19 protein-coding genes are annotated in these 17,906 nt (G+C 70.6%); 13 read left to right on the top strand and 6 right to left on the bottom strand.

Translation table 11 applies throughout. The annotated features are described in order from the left end of the window. Nucleotides 1–93 precede the first annotated feature (93 nt). The 3 genes from mshA to KY5_RS18925 all read left to right on the top strand — a co-directional run bounded on the left by mshA (nt 94) and on the right by KY5_RS18925 (nt 4,079). A complete protein-coding gene (gene mshA / locus KY5_RS18935; RefSeq protein ID WP_098247346.1) occupies nt 94–1,440 on the top strand; it encodes a D-inositol-3-phosphate glycosyltransferase in 1,347 nt (448 codons plus the stop codon). Next, a complete protein-coding gene (locus tag KY5_RS18930) occupies nt 1,433–1,948 on the top strand; it encodes a YbjN domain-containing protein (protein ID WP_098243374.1) in 516 nt (171 codons plus the stop codon). Before mshA ends, KY5_RS18930 begins: the two co-directional genes overlap by 8 nt. Before the next feature lie 469 nt (nt 1,949–2,417). After that, nucleotides 2,418–4,079 carry a glycosyl hydrolase family 28-related protein gene (locus KY5_RS18925; RefSeq protein WP_098247345.1) on the top strand — a complete coding sequence of 554 codons (1,662 nt, stop codon included), beginning with the start codon at nt 2,418–2,420 and terminating at the stop codon, nt 4,077–4,079. Here the strand turns inward: KY5_RS18925 and KY5_RS18920 are convergent. Beyond that, the gene (locus KY5_RS18920; protein ID WP_098243373.1) at nt 4,021–5,352 is read right to left on the bottom strand and encodes an MDR family MFS transporter; all 1,332 of its coding nucleotides are present in this window, start codon (nt 5,350–5,352) and stop codon (nt 4,021–4,023) included. The two genes, KY5_RS18925 and KY5_RS18920, sit on opposite strands and share 59 nt — an antisense overlap. A gap of 162 nt (nt 5,353–5,514) precedes the next feature. On the opposite strand from KY5_RS18920, the gene KY5_RS18915 reads away from it, so the two are divergent. Continuing rightward, nucleotides 5,515–6,276, top strand: a complete 762-nt coding sequence (locus KY5_RS18915; RefSeq protein ID WP_098243372.1) for a phosphoglyceromutase — start codon at nt 5,515–5,517, stop codon at nt 6,274–6,276. Between the two features lie 122 nt (nt 6,277–6,398). Continuing rightward, nucleotides 6,399–7,040, top strand: coding sequence for a GNAT family N-acetyltransferase (locus tag KY5_RS18910; protein ID WP_098243371.1), 642 nt, complete (start codon nt 6,399–6,401; stop codon nt 7,038–7,040). Between the two features lie 23 nt (nt 7,041–7,063). On the opposite strand, the gene KY5_RS18905 is transcribed toward KY5_RS18910, so the two are convergent. Continuing rightward, nucleotides 7,064–7,417 (bottom strand): hypothetical protein, encoded by a 354-nt coding sequence (locus tag KY5_RS18905; protein WP_098243370.1) that lies wholly within the window; start codon nt 7,415–7,417, stop codon nt 7,064–7,066. A gap of 50 nt (nt 7,418–7,467) precedes the next feature. Here KY5_RS18905 and KY5_RS18900 point away from each other — a divergent pair, with 50 nt between their 5' ends. Beyond that, nucleotides 7,468–8,121, top strand: coding sequence for a hypothetical protein (locus KY5_RS18900; protein ID WP_159072553.1), 654 nt, complete (start codon nt 7,468–7,470; stop codon nt 8,119–8,121). A 29-nt stretch (nt 8,122–8,150) separates the two neighbouring features. Here the strand turns inward: KY5_RS18900 and KY5_RS18895 are convergent, their stop codons facing one another. Further along, nucleotides 8,151–8,384, bottom strand: a complete 234-nt coding sequence (locus KY5_RS18895) for a hypothetical protein (protein ID WP_199843140.1) — start codon at nt 8,382–8,384, stop codon at nt 8,151–8,153. Nucleotides 8,385–8,500: 116 nt separating this feature from the next. Further along, nucleotides 8,501–10,489, bottom strand: a complete 1,989-nt coding sequence (locus tag KY5_RS18890; protein ID WP_098243368.1) for a WD40 repeat domain-containing protein — start codon at nt 10,487–10,489, stop codon at nt 8,501–8,503. A gap of 232 nt (nt 10,490–10,721) precedes the next feature. Here KY5_RS18890 and KY5_RS42205 point away from each other — a divergent pair, with 232 nt between their 5' ends. Then, nucleotides 10,722–10,880 (top strand): hypothetical protein, encoded by a 159-nt coding sequence (locus KY5_RS42205; RefSeq protein ID WP_199843138.1) that lies wholly within the window; start codon nt 10,722–10,724, stop codon nt 10,878–10,880. Nucleotides 10,881–10,955: 75 nt separating this feature from the next. Here KY5_RS42205 and phoU read toward each other — a convergent pair whose 3' ends face one another. Then, a complete protein-coding gene (gene phoU / locus KY5_RS18885) occupies nt 10,956–11,636 on the bottom strand; it encodes a phosphate signaling complex protein PhoU (RefSeq protein ID WP_098243367.1) in 681 nt (226 codons plus the stop codon). A 273-nt stretch (nt 11,637–11,909) separates the two neighbouring features. Here phoU and KY5_RS18880 point away from each other — a divergent pair, with 273 nt between their 5' ends. Continuing rightward, nucleotides 11,910–13,169: a sensor histidine kinase gene (locus KY5_RS18880; protein WP_098243366.1), complete on the top strand. Its 1,260-nt coding sequence runs from the start codon at nt 11,910–11,912 to the stop codon at nt 13,167–13,169. Next, nucleotides 13,166–13,846, top strand: coding sequence for a response regulator transcription factor (locus KY5_RS18875; protein WP_030682312.1), 681 nt, complete (start codon nt 13,166–13,168; stop codon nt 13,844–13,846). The genes KY5_RS18880 and KY5_RS18875 overlap by 4 nt, the downstream gene beginning before the upstream one ends. 92 nt (nt 13,847–13,938) lie before the next feature. Here the strand turns inward: KY5_RS18875 and KY5_RS18870 are convergent, their stop codons facing one another. Beyond that, nucleotides 13,939–14,685, bottom strand: coding sequence for a copper chaperone PCu(A)C (locus tag KY5_RS18870; RefSeq protein WP_098243365.1), 747 nt, complete (start codon nt 14,683–14,685; stop codon nt 13,939–13,941). A 637-nt stretch (nt 14,686–15,322) separates the two neighbouring features. Between KY5_RS18870 and KY5_RS18860 the strand changes: the two genes are divergently transcribed. The 4 genes from KY5_RS18860 to KY5_RS18845 all read left to right on the top strand — a co-directional run bounded on the left by KY5_RS18860 (nt 15,323) and on the right by KY5_RS18845 (nt 17,868). Next, entirely contained in the window at nt 15,323–15,805 is a 483-nt protein-coding gene (locus KY5_RS18860; protein WP_003953493.1) for a CarD family transcriptional regulator, read from the top strand. 337 nt (nt 15,806–16,142) lie between these two features. Next, nucleotides 16,143–16,871 (top strand): 2-C-methyl-D-erythritol 4-phosphate cytidylyltransferase, encoded by a 729-nt coding sequence (gene ispD, locus KY5_RS18855; protein WP_098243363.1) that lies wholly within the window; start codon nt 16,143–16,145, stop codon nt 16,869–16,871. After that, the gene (gene ispF / locus KY5_RS18850) at nt 16,861–17,385 is read left to right on the top strand and encodes a 2-C-methyl-D-erythritol 2,4-cyclodiphosphate synthase (protein WP_098243362.1); all 525 of its coding nucleotides are present in this window, start codon (nt 16,861–16,863) and stop codon (nt 17,383–17,385) included. Before ispD ends, ispF begins: the two co-directional genes overlap by 11 nt. 78 nt (nt 17,386–17,463) lie before the next feature. Next, the gene (locus KY5_RS18845; RefSeq protein ID WP_098247343.1) at nt 17,464–17,868 is read left to right on the top strand and encodes a PPOX class F420-dependent oxidoreductase; all 405 of its coding nucleotides are present in this window, start codon (nt 17,464–17,466) and stop codon (nt 17,866–17,868) included. The last annotated feature ends 38 nt before the right edge of the window (nt 17,869–17,906 follow it).

Raw genomic sequence — 17,906 nt, 5'->3', positions numbered from 1 at the left:
AGAGGAAATGGAGGCGAGTCTTCCGGTGTTCCACCTCCGGAGGACCCGTACGGCCTCCGTGCCGTCATGCCCGTACGCAAGGAGGACCGTCACGTGAGCCAGTACGTGTCCAGGCTCGGGCGTCGCGCCCCTGCGGCACCCTCAAGGCTCCGTATCCCCGGCAGCCAGCGGCGTCCGCGCCGCGTGGCCATGCTCAGCGTGCACACCTCGCCGCTCCACCAGCCCGGCACGGGCGACGCGGGTGGCATGAACGTCTACATCGTCGAACTGGCCAAGCGCCTCGCCGCGATCAACGTCGAGGTCGAGATCTTCACCCGCGCCACCACCGGGGGGCTCCCGCCCGCCGTGGAGCTCGCGCCCGGCGTCCTGGTGCGGCACGTGGACGCGGGCCCCTACGAGGGCCTCGCCAAGGAGGAGCTGCCCGCCCAGCTCTGCGCCTTCACGCACGGCGTCATGCAGGCCTGGGCGGGGCACCGCCCCGGCTACTACGACCTGGTCCACTCCCACTACTGGCTGAGCGGCCACGTCGGCTGGCTGGCCGCCGAGCGCTGGGGCGCCCCCCTGGTGCACGCCATGCACACCATGGCCAAGGTCAAGAACGCCGCGCTCGCCACCGGCGACACCCCCGAGCCCGCCGCCCGCGTCATCGGCGAGACGCAGATCGTGCGCGCCGCCGACCGCCTCATCGCCAACACCTCCGAAGAGGCCGACGAACTCGTACGCCACTACGAAGCCGACCCCGGCAAGGTCGCCGTCGTCCACCCCGGCGTGAACCTCGACCGCTTCCGCCCGGCCGACGGCCGGGCCGCGGCGCGCCACCGCCTCGGCCTCCCGCAGGACGCGCTGATCCCGCTCTTCGCGGGCCGCATCCAGCCCCTGAAAGCCCCTGACGTGCTGCTGCGCGCGGTCGCCGTCCTGCTGGAGGAGCGCCCCGCGCTCCGCTCGAACATCGTCGTTCCCATAGTCGGCGGCCCCAGCGGCAGCGGCCTCGCCAAGCCCGAGGGCCTCCAGAAGCTGGCCGCGAAGCTGGGCATCGCCGACGTGGTCCGCTTCCAGCCGCCGGTCGGCCAGGAGCAGCTCGCGGACTGGTTCAGGGCGGCATCGGTCCTGGTGATGCCCTCCTACAGCGAGTCGTTCGGCCTGGTGGCCATCGAGGCGCAGGCGGCGGGCACTCCCGTACTCGCCGCTTCGGTGGGCGGCCTGCCTGTCGCCGTGCGCGACGAGGTCACCGGCTTCCTCATCTCCGGACACGAACCGGCCCACTACGCGCGCGTGCTGCGCGACTTCGCCGACCATCCCCACCTCGTGGACCGGATGGGCGCGGCGGCGGCCCGCCACGCGCAGTCCTTCGGCTGGGACACCGCGGCCTCCGCCACGGCGGACGTCTACACCGGAGCCATGCACGACTTCCGCCGTCACGTACGCTCGCACCATGGCTGAGCAGGCAGGGACCCCGGACGCTCCGGACGCCGCGACGATCATCGAACGGACCCTGGACGACGCCGAGCTCGCGTGGGAGTCCCCCGAGCCCGGCTCGTACGTGGTGAAGCTGCCGGGCACCCGCAAGCTCTCCACCACCCTGTCGATGATCGTCGGCAAGCACTCGCTCTCCCTGAACGCCTTCGTGATCCGCCACCCCGACGAGAACCACGAGGCGGTGCACCGCTGGCTCCTGGAGCGCAACCTCCGCCTGTACGGCGTGAGTTACGCGATCGACTCGCTGGGCGACATCTACCTCGCGGGCAAACTCCCCCTCGCCGCGGTCACCCCCGACGAACTGGACCGCCTCCTCGGAGCGGTCCTCTCCGCATCGGACGACTCCTTCAACACGCTCCTGGAACTCGGTTTCGCGTCGGCGATCCGCAAGGAGTACGAGTGGCGGGTCTCGCGCGGCGAGTCGACGCGCAACCTGGACGCGTTCACGCACTTGACTCGGCCGCGGGGGTAGGGGAGCGGGCGGTCGCGTAGGCGCGGGGGAGCTCTCCCTCCGGCTTCGCGGGTGGGCCCGAGCCCCCGGCCTCGCGGTTGGCGTGGCTGGTCACGGGGTGGACGGCCGGTCGGACCGCGCGGCCACCTGCGGGGGCTGGGCACCTGCCCCCGCGGAGCGCACGCCCCCCGAACCCGCCGCCTAGCGGCAGGTTCCCCCGCCCGCCTGCCCGCCCTATTTCCCGCTCCTGCCCGCACGCCGGAGGTCAGCTGACGGCGGCGCCCCGCACCCCGCCCCTACTCGCACGCCCGGTGCGGAGCAAACGGGTGGGCGGGTGGGAAAGGTATCCGCCGCGAAGCGGCGGTTCAGAACAGCCCAAGACGCCCCCGAACCCTTCCGCCAAGCGCAGCACCATGCCATGCTCCACTCCACCCCACCGCACACATGAACACAGTTCACATCCATGGACAAGGGAAGGTGGCGCGACAGCATGGATCACCCCACCAGACGTGGCGTACTCGCAGGCGCGATAGCCGTAGCGGCGGCCACCGCGACCGGCGGAACGGCACACGCCACCGCCCGAACCCCCACCCTCTGGCGAGAGTTCACCGCGACCCCCTACACCCACCCCCAGATCCCCTACGTGGGCCGCGCGGGCGCCCGCACCGGCGCCCGCCGCTCCCCCCGCCGCGAGCGGACGTTCGACATCCGCCACTACGGGTACGGAGCAAGCCCCGACGGCACGTCCGACGCGGCCCCCGCGATCAACCGCGCCCTCGCCGCGGCGGGGGAGTCCGGCGGGGGCACGGTCCTGATCCCACCCGGCACCCACCGCGTCGACGACGTCATCCGCATCGCCCACGACCACGTCACCCTGCGCGGCGCGGGCAGCGCCCGCACCACCCTCCTCGCCACCAGGAACCTCACCGAGCTGATCGGCCCCTACGGCTCACGCTACGGCGGCGACAAGTCCAGCTGGTCCTGGGCGGGCGGCCTCATCTGGCTCTGCCCCGAGGCCCGTTGGGACGCGCTCACCGCCGCGATCAGGGCGAAGGGCTGGCCCTTCGAGGGCTGGACCGGCAACAAGCGCGACGAGTGGGAGACCCTCACCACCGTCGCCCCCGCCCACCGCGGCTCCTGGTCGGTGAAGGTCGCCGACGCCTCCCGCCTCCGCAAGGACGCCCTCGTCCTGCTCCGCCTCGCCGACGACGCGGACCACACGCTCCTCCAGCACATGGCGGGCGGCGGCCCGGGCCCCGCGGCGTACACGTGGGACGACAAGACCAAGCTCACCTCGTACGTCCCCTACGAGTGGCCCGTACGGATCGCCGCCGTCGACCGCGCCAAGCGCCGCGTCACCTTCGAGCGGCCGCTCCCCCTGGACGTACGTCCGGAGTGGGACCCCCGGCTCACCACCCACACAAGGGAGTTGAAGGACTCCGGCGTCGAGGCGCTGACCCTCGAAGCGGTCGAGACCCCGCAGTCCCCGCACCTCCTGGACAAGGGCCACAACGGCGTCACGTTCCAGTGCGCGTACGACTGCTGGGCGGACGACGTCGTCGTACGCCACGTGGACAACGGCTTCGGCCTGGTCGGCGCCTCCGCCTGCACCCTGCGCCGCACCCGCGTGGCGGGCCGGGGCTCCCACCACCCGTACTTCTGCCGGGAGGGCTCGCACGACAACCTCATCGAGGACTTCGCGATCGAGGAGCGCACGACCCCGGCCCCCGCGGGCACCCAGCTCCACGGCATCAACGTCGAGGGCCTCTCCTCCCACAACGTCTGGTCGCGCGGCCGCATGGAGATGGGCACCTTCGACTCGCACCGCGGGATGCCCTTCGCGAACGTGCGTACGGACATCACCGTCGACAACAACGGCAGGCACGGCGGCGACGCGAGCGCGGGCCCCCTCTTCGGAGCCCGCTTCACGCACTGGAACATCCGCGTCACCAACGAACGCGCGGGCCTGATGAAGATCGACGGACTCGCCCCCTACAGCGCCACCGTGGGCCTCAACACGGTCCGCGAGTTCGACCAGATCGACGTACCGGACTTCACCGGCGACCTCCACGCGCGCGTGGAGCTGTACGGCACTACGGACGCGGTACGGCCACGGAACCTGCACGAGGCGCAACGGGATCTCCACCACTGACCACGACGGCCTCGACGGGGGCGTCGGCGGCGGGGACCTCGGCGACGGGGACCTCCTCCGTGACGTACTCCTCCTCCGGAAGCCGCCGCATCAACCCCCAGTACCCCAACGCGGCCCCCGTCCCGATCACCGCACACGCACCCCACAGCCACTCCGCGCCGAACCGGTCGATGATGAAGCCGGACATCAGCGGAGCGACCAGCGCGGCCACCGACCACGAGAGCGTGTACATGCCCTGGTAGCGCCCGCGCCCGTGGGTGGGCGAGAGCCGCACCACGAGCCCGGTCTGGGTGGGCGCGTTGACGATCTCGGCGAGCGTCCACACGCACACCGTCAGGGCGAAGAGGCCGACCGACCCGGCGAAGGCGGTGAGCCCGAACCCGTACCCGGCGACCAGCGAGGAGACCACCAACAGCCGCCGCGGATCCCGGTGTTCGATGAACCGCGTGACGGGGATCTGCAGGACCACGATCATGACGCCGTTCACGGCGATCGCGAGCCCGTAGTCGGCGGGCGTGAACCCCGCCTCGCCCATCGCGACGGGCAGCCCCACGGACCCCTGCTGGAAGATCAGCGCGACCAGGAAGGACAGCCCGACCACGCCCATGAACCGCCCGTCCCGCAGCACGGTCCCGAGCCCGACAGCGGGCTCGGCGGCCTTCTCCAGGGCGGTGCGCACGGGCCGGGACTCGGGCAGCTTCATGAAGACGACGATCGCGCAGACCATGGTCATGGCGGCTTCGATCAGGAACCCGGCCCGATAGCTGTACGAGGCGATGAACCCGGCGCCCGCCGAGGAGACCGCGAACCCCAGGTTGATCGCCCAGTAGTTGAGCGAGAACGCCCGCACCCGGTCCTCGGGCCGCACGATGTCCGCCATCATCGCCTGCACGGCGGGCCGGGACGCGTTGCTGGCCATGCCCACCAGGAAGGCCACGCCCGCGATGGCGACCGGATGCTCCATGAACCCGAGCACCGCCACCGACACGGCCGTCGACGCCTGCGCGATCAGCAGTGTGGGCCGCCGCCCGAGCCGGTCGGTCATCACGCCGGCGCCGAGCGAGGAGACGACGCCGCCGAGCCCGTGCAGGGCGGCCACGAGTCCCGCGTACGAGGCCGAATAGCCCCGCTCCAGGGTCAGGTACAAGGCCATGAACGTCGCGACGAAGGCCCCGAGGCGATTGACCAGTGTGCTCGTCCACAGCCACCAGAAGGCGCGCGGCAGACCCGAGACGCTCTCCGTGACGGCGTGTCTCATGGCGGCGAATGGCATGGTGGGACCCCCGGAACATCAGTACGTGTAAGTGGCTCAAGCGGCTCCCGCACATTACGAGTCGAAGGTCCCGCCCCGCTACTCAATTGACACCACCCGTCAACTGACGCCCCACGGTCCTTCGCGCGCGAGGCCCCCCGGAGTTCGATTACGCTCGGAGCCATGGCCGACGCACCGTACAAGCTGATCCTCCTCCGCCACGGCGAGAGCGAATGGAACGCGAAGAACCTGTTCACCGGCTGGGTGGACGTCAATCTCAACGAGAAGGGCGAGAAGGAGGCGGTCCGCGGCGGTGAGCTGCTCAAGGACGCCGGTCTGCTCCCCGACGTGGTCCACACGTCGCTCCAGAAGCGAGCGATCCGCACCGCGCAGCTCGCCCTGGAATCGGCCGACCGCCACTGGATCCCGGTCCACCGCAGCTGGCGCCTGAACGAGCGCCACTACGGCGCCCTCCAGGGCAAGGACAAGGCCCAGACCCTGGCCGAGTTCGGCGAGGAGCAGTTCATGCTCTGGCGCCGCTCGTACGACACCCCGCCCCCGGCCCTCGACCGCGACGCGGAGTACTCCCAGTTCTCCGACCCCCGCTACGCCACGCTCCCGCCCGAGCTGCGCCCCCGCACGGAGTGCCTGAAGGACGTCGTCGTCCGCATGCTCCCGTACTGGTTCGACGGCATCGTCCCCGACCTCCTCACGGGCAGGACGGTCCTGGTAGCGGCCCACGGCAACAGCCTCCGCGCCCTGGTCAAGCACCTGGACGGCATCTCCGACGAGGACATCGCGGGCCTGAACATCCCGACGGGCATCCCGCTCTCGTACGAACTGGACGCCGAGTTCAAGCCCCTGAACCCGGGCGGCACCTACCTCGACCCGGAGGCCGCGAAGGCGGCGATCGAGGCGGTCAAGAACCAGGGCAAGAAGAAGTAGCCAGCCCTGACGCCTTCGGCGCGACGCTTCGAGCCCCCCGTTCGAGAATCTCCACAAGCGGGGGGCTTCGTGTTGCGTAAGGTGCAGTCAGTATCTGCACGTATTACGGAGGGGGCAGGGAAATGGACGCCGGGCTCATACGTTCGTGGGTGGAGGGGTGGGTCGTCTCGCGGGGCGCCGCGGAGCCCGTCGGGGAGCCCTGGGGGTTCACCGTCGACGTCGGGCTGAGCGGGCACGTCACTCGGCACGTGCTGGTCGATGCCGATGAGGCGCTGGTTCGTAAGCTGACCGAGACGGCCACCGCCCCGGGGACCTGGCTCAAGGTCTTCCTGCCGGAGCCGACCGTCGCCCCGTGGGTCGCGCCCGGGTGGCGGTTCCACGACGACGGGTTCCTGATGTCGGCGCCGCTGATGCCCGTCGCCGCCCCGGCCCGCGACGGGTATCACGTACGCACCTGGACGCGCGGCGGCGTCACGCGCGTGCTCGTCGTGGATGAGGGCGGCGCCTTCGCCGCCCGGGGGCAGGTCGCCGTGCCGGGGCCCGGGCGCACCGCCGTCTTCGATCAGATCGAGACCTCCGTGGATCACCGCCGCAAGGGTCTCGGCAGCCTGGTCATGCGGACGTTGGGGAACGTGGCCGCCGACGGGGGCTCCTCGGACGCGGTGCTGGGCGCGACGGAGGAGGGGCGGGCGTTGTACGAGTTTCTGGGCTGGCGCACTCATGGGCCGCTGACCAGCCTGGTCCGTGACGTTTCGCCGAGCTGAGCCCCCAGCTAGGGGCTGCTCGGCTACTCGGGGTGTGTGAAGGGCGCGACCCGCGCGTTCAGCCATACCAGCCCCGCCCAGGCCAGCAGCCCCACCGCCACGGCAGCCGCCACCGTCGACCACACCGCCCGCGCCGCCGGCCCCGCCCGGTGGTGCAGGAACGAGTCCGTCAGGCGCCAGGTCCCCAGCGTGAGCGCGGGCAGGCCGAACAGCAGCATCGGCAACTCCACGTACAACAGGGTCAGGTCCCGCTCGCCCTCGAAGGCGCCGCGCAGGCCGGGCCCGGCCCCGTGCCGCCACACGCCGAACCCGACCGCCGCGGCGAGGACCGCCAGCAGGCAGCCGACCGCGCCCGGCGGCACCATGCGTTTCCCCATGCCCCTGGGGACGTGCCGCCGGACCTCCCGGGTTCCCCCAGAATGCCTTCATGGACGCAGGACTTGCAGCAATCCTCGGTGCGGCGGTGGGAGCATGCGGAACGGCCGTCGCGGCCGGCGTGAGCGGGTTCTTCGCCCGGTCCCAGCTGGCGCAGCAACTGGCGGCCCAGCACCGGCAGATGGAACGGCAGATACGCGCCGACCTCGCGACGCAGATGCGGGAGCCCCGTCGGCAGGCGTACGTCGACTACGCGGCGGAGGTCGGCGGCCAACTCGACGCGCTCGACTGGGTCCTGCACGCGCTGTCGACCGCTCCGTCCCTGCGGAGCGCCGCCGCGGAACGCCTGGACGTCTTCGGCCTTTCGAGCAGCACGGCCTACGAAGGCGTACTGCTCGAAGGGCCCGAAGAAGTCGCCCATGCCGCCTCGGAGTTGATGGCGGCGGTCCAGAAGGCCCGGTCCCTCGCCCACGTCTGGCTGATGAGCCTGGAGCGGGACGACGCTGACGCGCCCGCTGAACCGCCGCGCGACTTCGCGGCCGAGCTGCGCCACGCCGTCGACGCCGCACACCAGGCCCGACGCGACTTCCGCTTCCTCGCGATGGACGCCATCCGGGCCGACGGCGGGCATGCGGAGGGCGAGCAGGGCCGCGCGCGGACCGCCGCGATTCACCAGGTGCTGGGGCGGCGGGTCTGGGGCGGGTAGGACCACGTGCGGGCCAGGGGGCAGCCCGCTCAAGGAGTCCCCGACCGGGTGATCCCCTCCGCGAGCTGCCCCGTGGTCTCCAGGATCCACTGGCCGAAGCCGGTCGGGGCGACCAGCACCCCGAAGACCAGCACGATGGCCACGGTCAGCTGCTCGTCGCTCCGCTTTCTGGCCTGTGTGCGCCTGCGCAACCGCAAGACGATGATCACGGCAAGCAGAACCGCCACATTGATCGTCAGAATCACCGCGGCCAGCCCTCCCATCAGGCGCGACGGAACGTCCCCGGCCTTCCTGTGTACCGTGAACGCACCCCCGTGACGGGCCAGTTGCCCGGGGTTGGCGCCAAAGCGCTCACCCCGGGCCGGAACGGCCTACTGGCTCAGCGCGTGAAGTTCAGGTACTTCCACGCCCCGTGCGTCGTCGAGTTCACGTTGTCGCCCGAGCTGCCGTTCACGTACGACGAGCGGATGCGGGCGCGGATGCCCGATTCGCCGGGAGCGCCGAGGCGGACCGGCGAGGTGCCGTCGGCGTAGAGCGCGAAGTACTCCGAGCCCGTGGAGTGCCACTTGCGGTCCGGGCCGTAGACCTGGACCTCGAAGCGCTGCTTGCGGCCCTTGTAGTACGTCATCTTCGTGGAGAGCACCGGATCGGTGTTCTTGTGGAAGTAGTAGTACTTCGTGGAGCCGATCTTGCCCGTCTTGTAGTGCTTGGAGACGGTGCTGGAGATCTTGACCTTGGCGTACGCCGTGGACGTGACCTTCTTGGAGGCGTACCGCGCGTCTCCGGAGAAGACGGCCGTGACCACCGTGTCCCGCTTCATGTCGACCGTCGCCGACAGGTCGCCGCGGGAGTTGACCTTGGCCTTCTTGATGAGCTTGTTGGGCTTGTCGCCGCCGTACGGGTCCGCCCAGATCTCGACCGTGCGGTTCTTGTACGTGGTGCCCAGGTGCGCGGTGAAGGAGACGTCGGCGCCGTAGGAGTAGACCTTGCCGTTCTTGTCGAGGGTCAGCTTCGTCGCGGAGCGGGAGACCTCCACCGCGTCCGAGGCGGACGTCGCCGCGTGCGTGGCGTCACCGGCGTACGCGACCTTGTAGGTCACCTTGCCGCCCGCGGGCGGGGTGTCCTTGAAGGAGAAGGAGCCGTCCGCCTTGGTCTTCACCGAGGGCAGCGCCTTGCCGGGGGACGGGGACTCCACGTCCGTGCGCGTGACCATCAGGGAGGTGCCCGCCGGGATCCCGGACCCGCTGAGCTTGCCCTTGACGGTGAGCTCCTTGGCCCGCGGCGCCTTCTCCGGAGCGGTCACCGTGAGCTTCGGCAGGGACTTGGCGGGGTCGTTCAGGACCCGCAGCGTGAAGGCGCCCGCGTCGTTGGAGGAGACCGCGAAGAGCCTGCTGCCGTCCGGCGCCCACGCCAGGCCGCCCTCGGCCAGGGTGTCGCCGCCGCTGCTGTGACCGGTGTTGGGGAACTCGTACTCGCGGACCTTGGACCACTGGCCCTGCTTGTAGATGTGGACGTCGGGCCCGTACCAGGAGGAGGTCCCCGCCGCCACGGTGCCGTCCGGGGCGATGTCCACGGCCGCGCCGTAGTCCCCGGAGTCGTAACGGCCCACGGGGGACAGGTCCTTGGTGGAGTACACCGGGTGGTAGTACGGGGCCCCGCTGGCCGTGACGACCTGCGTGCCGTCGGGGGAGACCGCGATGTCGTCGAAGAAGCCGCCCTCGACCGACTTGCTCGCCACCGTCCTCGGCTTCTCGCCCGACACGTCGTACACGGTCAGGGTGTCGTTGCTGGTGACCTTCTCGCCGGCCACCAGGACCCCCGAATCGGGGTCGGAGCCGAGCTCGGGAGCGGCGTAGAAGCTCGCGTCGCCGTCCTGGCCGAGCGCGACGACCGGCTGGTCCCCGGAGAGGTCGAGCGAGCCGATGCCGCCCTCCGCGTCGGGCCCGTAGCCGAACCACAGCTTGCCGCTCGCCAGCGCCAGGGTGCGCGGCTTCTCCGCGCCGTCGAGCGCGTAGCTCGCGCTCTGCGTGTACGTGGACGTCTCCACGGAGACGATCCGGTTGAGCCCGGAGACCGCCGCGTACACCTGGCGGGAGTCCGGCGAGAGCGCGAGGCCCTCGACGTCGGGCAGCCCGTCCAGGGTCGCCTTGACGGCGCCCGTGTAGTCCGTGACGACGATCTTGCCGCCGCGCGGGTCGGAGACGTAGACGCGCTGGTGCTCCCCGTCCACCAGCACGTCGCCCGCCGACTTCACGTTCAGGAGCTTGGCCGAGTCGGCGGCGGCCGGACCCGACGTCACCGCGACGAGTGCCGCGGAGCTGAAGAGGACCGCGAGCGCTGTCGCGGTCGAGACGGTGCGCGTACGCACGATATGTGACCCCCCACATATGAAGAACCCAGGCCAGACGCCCGGGAGTTGAGCCCCCGTTACAGCGCCCTCACATTAGGGCATTCCTGTGAAGGCCGTGAACGGAGTTTCACGTGGGGTGCCACGGCACTCAGGGTCCCTCCACGCGCGCGTGCGCCGTTGACGCGCCCCTTCGCCCTGGGCATGCAATGGGCATCAGGCAGTACGCCAGTACGCCTTCGAGGAGGAGACCATGGCCGTGTCCCCCATGCCCGATTCCGTCCCCGAGCAGCCGACCGAAGCGCGGCACCTGCCGGTGCTCGCCCTGCTCGGCTCCTGCAGCTGCGGCCCCGGCTGCCAGTGCGGATGCCAGTCCGGCGGCTCCTGCCAGTGCGGCGGCGGCTGCGGCTGACACACGTGTGCCCCGTGCCGCCGGGAAGGACCGGCGGCACGGGGCACATACGCGTGCGGCTGCCCGTACGAAGGGCTACGCGCCCTCCACCGGCGTCCCCGTCGGCTGGATCTCGTCCGCGTGCTCGCCCGTGACCAGGTACACGACCCGCTTGGCGACCGACACCGCGTGGTCCGCGAAGCGCTCGTAGTAGCGGCCGAGCAGGGTGACGTCGACGGCCGTCTCGATGCCGTGCTTCCAGCGGTCGTCCATCAGGTGCTGGAAGAGCGTGCGGTGCAGCTGGTCCATCTCGTCGTCGTCCTGCTCCAGCTGGAGCGCGAGGTCGACGTCCTTGGTGATGATGACCTCCGCGGCCTTCGCCATCAGGCGCTGGGCGAGCTGGCCCATCTCCAGGATGGTGGCGTGCAGGTCCTGGGGCACCGCGGAGTCGGGGAAGCGAAGGCGGGCCAGCTTGGCGACGTGCTGGGCGAGGTCGCCGGAGCGCTCCAGGTCGGCGCTCATCCGCAGCGAGGTGACCACGATGCGCAGATCCGTGGCGACCGGCTGCTGCCGCGCGAGCAGGGCTATCGCGCGGGCCTCCAGGTCGTGCTGGAGGTCGTCGACCTTCTGGTCGGCCGCGATCACGCTCTCGGCCATCTTGAGATCGGCGTCGAGCATGGCCGTCGTGGCGCGCCCGATCGCGGACCCGACAAGGCGGGCCATCTCGACCAGGCCCTCGCCGATCGAGTCAAGTTCCTCGTGGTACGCGTCCCGCATGTGGCTGTCCCTCTCTCGTACGTCTCAGGGGGCTGGCCCCTACGCTCCCACGGTGTGGCCCGGACGCGTCCGTTTCCGGCACCCGGAATGAACCACCCCTGTCATCAAGGTGAACTGTGGGCGACGGGGGACGGGGGCCGCGGCGGGACCGGCCTGGGGTCGATCGGAGGAAATGAACCGGATCCGTCCCCTCGGTGAACTCTGGGCGACGAGTGTTCGAGGCGGCACTCGTATGGCTGTGACCGGCACTCAAAGGGCGCATAACCTTGAGGCATGGACGTGAACGCGGCGGTCGCCGCAGTGGCAGCGATCGCCGGGGTGTGCACCGGCGTGATCGCCATGCTGGCGTTTCGCTGGAGCGAACGCGACCAGAAACGCCCCACCCGAACCTCATTGCACACGGACCCGGTCCTTCCGCCCGGCGTCGACACGGTCCTCTCCGTACTGCGCTCCTCCGCCGTCGTCCTCGACGAGGCGGACAGCGTGGTCAAGGCGAGCTCGGCGGCGTACGCGCTCGGCCTGGTCCGCGGCGGCAAGCTCGCCGTGGACCCGATGCTCCAGATGGCCCGCGACACCCGCCGCGACGGAGAGATACGCCAGGTCGAGCTCGACCTGCCCCGGCGCGGCACCGGACGCGGCGAGGCCCTCGCGGTCTCCGCGCGCGTGGCGCCGCTCGGCTCCCGGCTCGTGCTCCTGCTCGTCGAGGACCTCACGGAGGCCCGCCGCATCGAGGCGGTGCGCCGTGACTTCGTCGCGAACGTGAGCCACGAGCTGAAGACCCCCGTGGGCGCCCTGAGCCTCCTCTCCGAAGCCGTCATGGACGCCTCCGACGACCCCGAGGCCGTCGAGCGCTTCGCGGGCCGCATGCAGATCGAGGCGACCCGCCTGACCAGCCTCGTACAGGAACTCATCGACCTCTCCCGGGTCCAGAACGACGACCCCCTGGAGGACGCCGAACCCGTCCGGGTCGACGAACTGGTGGCGGAGGCGATCGACCGCAGCAGGCACCAGGCGTCCCACAAGCAGATCACCATGGCGGCGGGAGGCACCGCCGACCTGCAGATCTGGGGCAACCGCGGCCAGCTCGCCGCGGCACTCGGCAACCTCGTCGAGAACGCGGTGAACTACAGCCCCGCCCGCACCCGCGTGGGCATAGCCGCCCGCCGGGTCACGGCACCCGGCGGCGATCTCATCGAGGTGGCGGTCACCGACCAGGGCATCGGCATCTCCGACAAGGACAAGGAGCGCATCTTCGAGCGCTTCTACCGCGTCGACCCGGCCCGCTCACGGGCCACCGGCGGCACCGGCCTCGGCCTCGCCATCGTCAAGCACGTGGCCGCCTCGCACGGCGGGGAAGTCACCGTGTGGAGCTCCGAGGGTCAGGGCTCCACCTTCACCCTGCGGCTGCCCGAGGCAGCCGCGCACCGCGACCGCGGACCAGGTCAAGGCGGTGGCGCGCTCGACGACGAGAACGCCCTGCCCGACGAGACCACCACGTACGAACCCATTCCTGCCCCGGAGGTCCTTCCGTGACCCGAGTGCTCGTCGTCGAGGACGAGGAATCCTTCAGCGACGCTCTGTCCTACATGCTCCGCAAGGAGGGCTTCGAAGTCGCCATCGCGGCGACGGGCCCGGACGGACTCGACGAATTCGAGCGCAACGGCGCCGACCTCGTCCTGCTCGACCTGATGCTGCCCGGCCTGCCCGGCACCGAGGTCTGCCGCCAGCTGCGCAGCCGCTCCAACGTCCCGGTGATCATGGTCACCGCCAAGGACAGCGAGATCGACAAGGTGGTCGGCCTGGAGATAGGAGCCGACGACTACGTCACCAAGCCCTTCTCCTCGCGCGAGCTGGTCGCCCGCATCCGCGCCGTCCTGCGCCGCAGGGGCGAGCCCGAGGAGGTCACCCCGCAGGCCCTGGAGGCGGGCCCGGTCCGCATGGACGTGGACCGCCACGTGGTCACGGTCTCCGGCTCCAAGGTCGACCTGCCGCTCAAGGAGTTCGACCTCCTGGAGATGCTCCTGCGCAACGCGGGCCGCGTGCTGACCCGCATGCAGCTCATCGACCGCGTCTGGGGCGCCGACTACGTGGGCGACACCAAGACCCTGGACGTCCACGTCAAGCGCCTGCGCGCCAAGATCGAGCCGGACCCGGGGGCGCCGCGCTACCTGGTGACGGTCCGCGGCCTCGGCTACAAGTTCGAGCCGTAAACAGCACGCCCCGCCGCCTGCCGGCGGGCACGAAGAAGGGCGGGACCCCGGTGGGGGTCCCGCCCTTCTTGCTGCGTACGTACGTACGTCGATCAGTGCTCGGAGCCGGTACCGGTGCCCGTGCCCGTACCCGTGCCGGTGCCCGCGTCGTGCGAGGCGTCGCCGGACGGGTTGGTGTCCGCGCCGTTGGAGGCGTTGCCGGACGGGTCCGTGCTCGCGCCGTCGGACGGCTTGCCCGAGGCGTTGCCCGAGGGCTTGCCGGACGCGTCCTTGGACGGCTTGCCGTCCGCCTCGGGCGCCTTCGGGAGCTCGCTCGGGCCCCACTTGGCGAAGTAGCTCGCGGCGGGCACGACGAACGCCTGGAGCGCCACGTCACCGGTCTTGCTGAAGGAGAAGGTGACCTTCTGCGCGTTGCCGTCCTTGATGGCCTCACGGCTGCTCGGCAGGACGGCGGCGGCGTTGTTCTCGCCGCCGATGACGACGGAGCCACCGGCCGGGATGGTCAGCGGACCCTTCGGCTTGGAGTCCTTGTCGTCCTTGCCGGGCGTGAGCTCGGCCTTCTTGGCCGTGCCGTCGACCGTGATCGATTCCAGGGTCTGGGCGGTCCTGCCGGTGTTGAACACCGTCGCGGAGACCACGGCGGGGCCCTTGGACTTCAGGTCCGGCTGCGTGATGACCATGGCGTTCTGGATCTTGATGTCACCGACGGAGGTCGCGGCGTTGTCCGGCTTGACCTCCATCGTCTGCGCGTTGTTGCCGGCGCCGCAGGCGGCGAGCGTGGCGAGCGAGAACGCGATGGCGGAAGCGGCGATTGCGCCGCGTCGAAGGCTGCGGCTCACGGCGGCGGCTACTCCTTGAACGTGGGCGGTACGGGACGGGCGGACGGCCGTAAAGCCGCCCTAAGGGTGTGTCAGCGCGCTTAGGTTACCGAGCCGTTCCCGCGCCACCGCACCCGACCCGCCCCTTGCGTCACGAGGTGTCGTGCACGCGTCGCGCCCGCGGGGTGCGTGCGCGGTTTCGCCACGGTGTCCACGGGAGTGTTCCGGCGCCCCTTGTTCATCATTCACATAAGCGCCGTCAAGAGCTCTTCGGGCCCGCCTTGCGGATTTCCCGTAAGGAATGCATGGGGGGCCGGAGAATTGATCACCGGGCTTCTTGATCAATTCCGGAATCGTCTCGGACGCGGATCCGTACGCCTCTCCGCCGACCGAACGGAGTAGCGGAAGTTCACCGCTTGGAACCTGGCAAACCGGGACGTTCGGCCTCTTGGGGCCCTCTTGAGGGGTACGTAACGTGTGTGTTTCCGCCTCCCCGGAGAGCGGCTCCGACCTGCGAATACCCCGTTCCGCACCCCCTCCGCAGCACGTTCCTGTTGCTGTTGTCAAGCCCCGAGATATGCCCTGACCTGCGAAAACGCCATTCAGAAGAGGCAGTTCTCGTGTTAGGATGGATAGCCACGGAAGGGGTACCTGTCACATGACGTTCAAGGTTGGCGACACCGTGGTCTATCCCCATCACGGGGCCGCGCTGATCGAGGCCATCGAAACTCGCCAGATCAAAGGCGTGGACAAGACCTACTTGGTGCTGAAGGTCGCCCAGGGCGACCTGACGGTACGTGTGCCAGCGGACAATGCGGAGTTCGTCGGCGTGCGTGATGTGGTCGGTCAGGATGGACTGGACCGGGTCTTCGAAGTGCTGCGCGCGCCGTACGCCGAAGAGCCCACGAACTGGTCTCGCCGCTACAAGGCGAACCTCGAGAAGCTCGCCTCCGGCGATGTCATCAAGGTCGCGGAAGTCGTGCGTGACCTGTGGCGTCGGGAGCGCGAGCGCGGACTGTCCGCAGGTGAGAAGCGCATGCTCGCCAAGGCACGGCAGATCCTGGTGAGCGAGCTCGCCCTCGCGGAGAACACGAACGAGGACAAGGCCGAGGCCCTGCTTGACGAGGTCCTCGCGTCCTGACGCGCGGACGGCCCGAGGCGCGAGCTCCGGCCGACCCGGCGTAACGATGCCGCGGTGCCCGCTGACCCTTTACGGAGTCGCCGGGCGCTGCGGCATGTTCGTACCCGGACACACCGGGCGAAGACGTACCGGGCGAACCGCACCCGGATTTTCTCGAACACGGATTTTCTCGAACACCCAGGCAGGCATGTGAGCGGCCCCCAAGGGGGCCGTGTTGGTGTGCCGGGCTCGGGCGTTGACTCGACCAGATGTCACGGAAGGGTCCGGTCAAGGCGTTCCGCCCGGCACGGTGTGGCCATACCCATGTCGGCCGAGCACACAAACCTGAACGGAACCGATGTCTAGCGAATCCCGCACCGCGGTGGTCATTCCCGCGGCAGGACGGGGCGTGCGCCTCGGCCCTGGCGCCCCCAAAGCCCTCCGTGCGCTGAACGGCACCCCGATGCTCATCCACGCCGTGCGCGCCATGGCGGAGTCCCGTGCCGTCTCCCTCGTCGTCGTGGTGGCACCCCCGGACGGCGCCCCCGAGGTGAAGACGCTCCTCGACGACCACGCGCTGCCCGAGCGCACCGACTTCCTCGTCGTACCCGGCGGCGACACCCGCCAGGAGTCCGTGCGGGCCGGTCTCGACGCCCTGCCCGACGGCATCGACATCGTCCTGGTGCACGACGCGGCCCGCCCGCTGGTGCCCGTCGACACGGTCGACGGCGTCATCGAGGCCGTCCGCGACGGAGCGGGGGCCGTCGTCCCCGCGCTGCCGCTCGCCGACACCGTCAAGCAGGTCGAGCCGCGCGACGCGGGGCTGCCCGAGCCCGTCGTGGCCACGCCCGAGCGGGCCAGGCTGCGCGCCGTGCAGACCCCGCAGGGCTTCGACCGCGCCCTGCTCGTGCGCGCCCACGAGAGCGTCACCGAGAACGTCACCGACGACGCGAGCATGATCGAGCAGCTCGGCGAGCCGGTCGTCGTGGTGCCCGGACATGAGGAGGCGTTCAAGGTGACGCGCCCCCTCGATCTCGTACTCGCCGAAGCCGTACTCGCGCGCAGGAGGGCCAACGATGGCTTCTGAGACGTCCCGGCCCCAGGGAGTGCTGCCGCAGGTCGTACTGCCCCAGGTCGGCATCGGCACCGACATCCACGCCTTCGAAGAGGGCCGCGAGCTGTGGTGCGCGGGCCTGAAGTGGGAGGGCGAGGGGCCCGGCCTCGCCGGGCACTCCGACGCCGACGTCGTCGCGCACGCCGCGTGCAACGCGCTGTTCTCCGCCGCGGGCCTCGGCGACCTCGGCGCGCACTTCGGCACGGGCCGCCCCGAGTGGTCGGGCGCCGCCGGGCTCACCCTGCTCGCCGAGGCCGCCCGGATCGTGCGCGAGGCCGGATTCACCATCGGCAACGTCGCCGTGCAGGTCGTCGGCGACCGCCCGAAGATCGGCAAGCGCCGCGACGAGGCGCAGAAGGTGCTCTCCGAGGCCGCGGGCGCGCCGGTCTCCGTCTCCGGGGCGACCACCGACGGCCTCGGCTTCCCCGGCAGGGGCGACGGGCTCGCCGCGATCGCCACCGCGTTGGTCGTACGCACGTCGTCGTGAGGCCGGAATCGGGGTAGTCGTATGCCTCGTGCGGGCGTATGCCTCGTACAGCCAGTCGCCTACGAAGGAGTGATGTTCATGTCCGCCGCACTGTCCGACGACCTCAAAGCGCTGCTCGACACCCCGGTCTTCATCTCGGTCGCCACGATCCAGCCCGACGGCAGCCCCCAGGTGTCACCGGTCTGGGTCCTGCGGGACGGCGACGACCTGCTGTTCTCGACGACGATCGGCCGCCAGAAGGAGAAGAACCTGCGGCGCGACCCGCGCGTGACGGTGCTGTTCCAGCCCTTCGACGCCCCGTACACGTACGCGGAGATCCGCGGCACGGCGACGATGACGACCGAGGGCGGCCAGGAGCTCATCGACGAGCTGTCGCGCAAGTACACCGGCAAGGACTACGCGGACTTCAACCCGTCCGCCAAGGACGACGCCGAGCGGGTCGTCGTCCGCGTCACCGCGCGCAAGGTCGTCGGCAGCATCTGAGGCGCCGCAACGTCACAGTTCCGTGCCCTGTGGCCCAA

Source organism: Streptomyces formicae (genome assembly GCF_002556545.1).
Lineage (GTDB): Bacteria > Actinomycetota > Actinomycetes > Streptomycetales > Streptomycetaceae > Streptomyces > Streptomyces formicae_A.
The sequence above is the reverse complement of the archived record's forward strand: the minus strand, read 5'-3'. Positions and strand labels throughout refer to the sequence as shown.

What these genes read in the sequence shown, in the direction of transcription:
- KY5_RS18910 (WP_098243371.1), top strand. Translation starts at nt 6,399, where the DNA reads ATGGACGCCGGGCTCATACGTTCGTGGGTGGAGGGGTGGGTCGTCTCG.
- KY5_RS18905 (WP_098243370.1), bottom strand. Translation starts at nt 7,417, where the DNA reads ATGGGGAAACGCATGGTGCCGCCGGGCGCGGTCGGCTGCCTGCTGGCG.
- KY5_RS18860 (WP_003953493.1), top strand. Translation starts at nt 15,323, where the DNA reads ATGACGTTCAAGGTTGGCGACACCGTGGTCTATCCCCATCACGGGGCC.
- phoU (WP_098243367.1), bottom strand. Translation starts at nt 11,636, where the DNA reads ATGCGGGACGCGTACCACGAGGAACTTGACTCGATCGGCGAGGGCCTG.
- KY5_RS18925 (WP_098247345.1), top strand. Translation starts at nt 2,418, where the DNA reads ATGGATCACCCCACCAGACGTGGCGTACTCGCAGGCGCGATAGCCGTA.
- ispF (WP_098243362.1), top strand. Translation starts at nt 16,861, where the DNA reads ATGGCTTCTGAGACGTCCCGGCCCCAGGGAGTGCTGCCGCAGGTCGTA.
- KY5_RS18930 (WP_098243374.1), top strand. Translation starts at nt 1,433, where the DNA reads ATGGCTGAGCAGGCAGGGACCCCGGACGCTCCGGACGCCGCGACGATC.
- KY5_RS18920 (WP_098243373.1), bottom strand. Translation starts at nt 5,352, where the DNA reads ATGCCATTCGCCGCCATGAGACACGCCGTCACGGAGAGCGTCTCGGGT.
- KY5_RS18895 (WP_199843140.1), bottom strand. Translation starts at nt 8,384, where the DNA reads ATGGGAGGGCTGGCCGCGGTGATTCTGACGATCAATGTGGCGGTTCTG.
- KY5_RS18900 (WP_159072553.1), top strand. Translation starts at nt 7,468, where the DNA reads ATGGACGCAGGACTTGCAGCAATCCTCGGTGCGGCGGTGGGAGCATGC.
- KY5_RS18880 (WP_098243366.1), top strand. Translation starts at nt 11,910, where the DNA reads ATGGACGTGAACGCGGCGGTCGCCGCAGTGGCAGCGATCGCCGGGGTG.
- KY5_RS18915 (WP_098243372.1), top strand. Translation starts at nt 5,515, where the DNA reads ATGGCCGACGCACCGTACAAGCTGATCCTCCTCCGCCACGGCGAGAGC.
- KY5_RS42205 (WP_199843138.1), top strand. Translation starts at nt 10,722, where the DNA reads ATGGCCGTGTCCCCCATGCCCGATTCCGTCCCCGAGCAGCCGACCGAA.
- ispD (WP_098243363.1), top strand. Translation starts at nt 16,143, where the DNA reads ATGTCTAGCGAATCCCGCACCGCGGTGGTCATTCCCGCGGCAGGACGG.
- KY5_RS18845 (WP_098247343.1), top strand. Translation starts at nt 17,464, where the DNA reads ATGTCCGCCGCACTGTCCGACGACCTCAAAGCGCTGCTCGACACCCCG.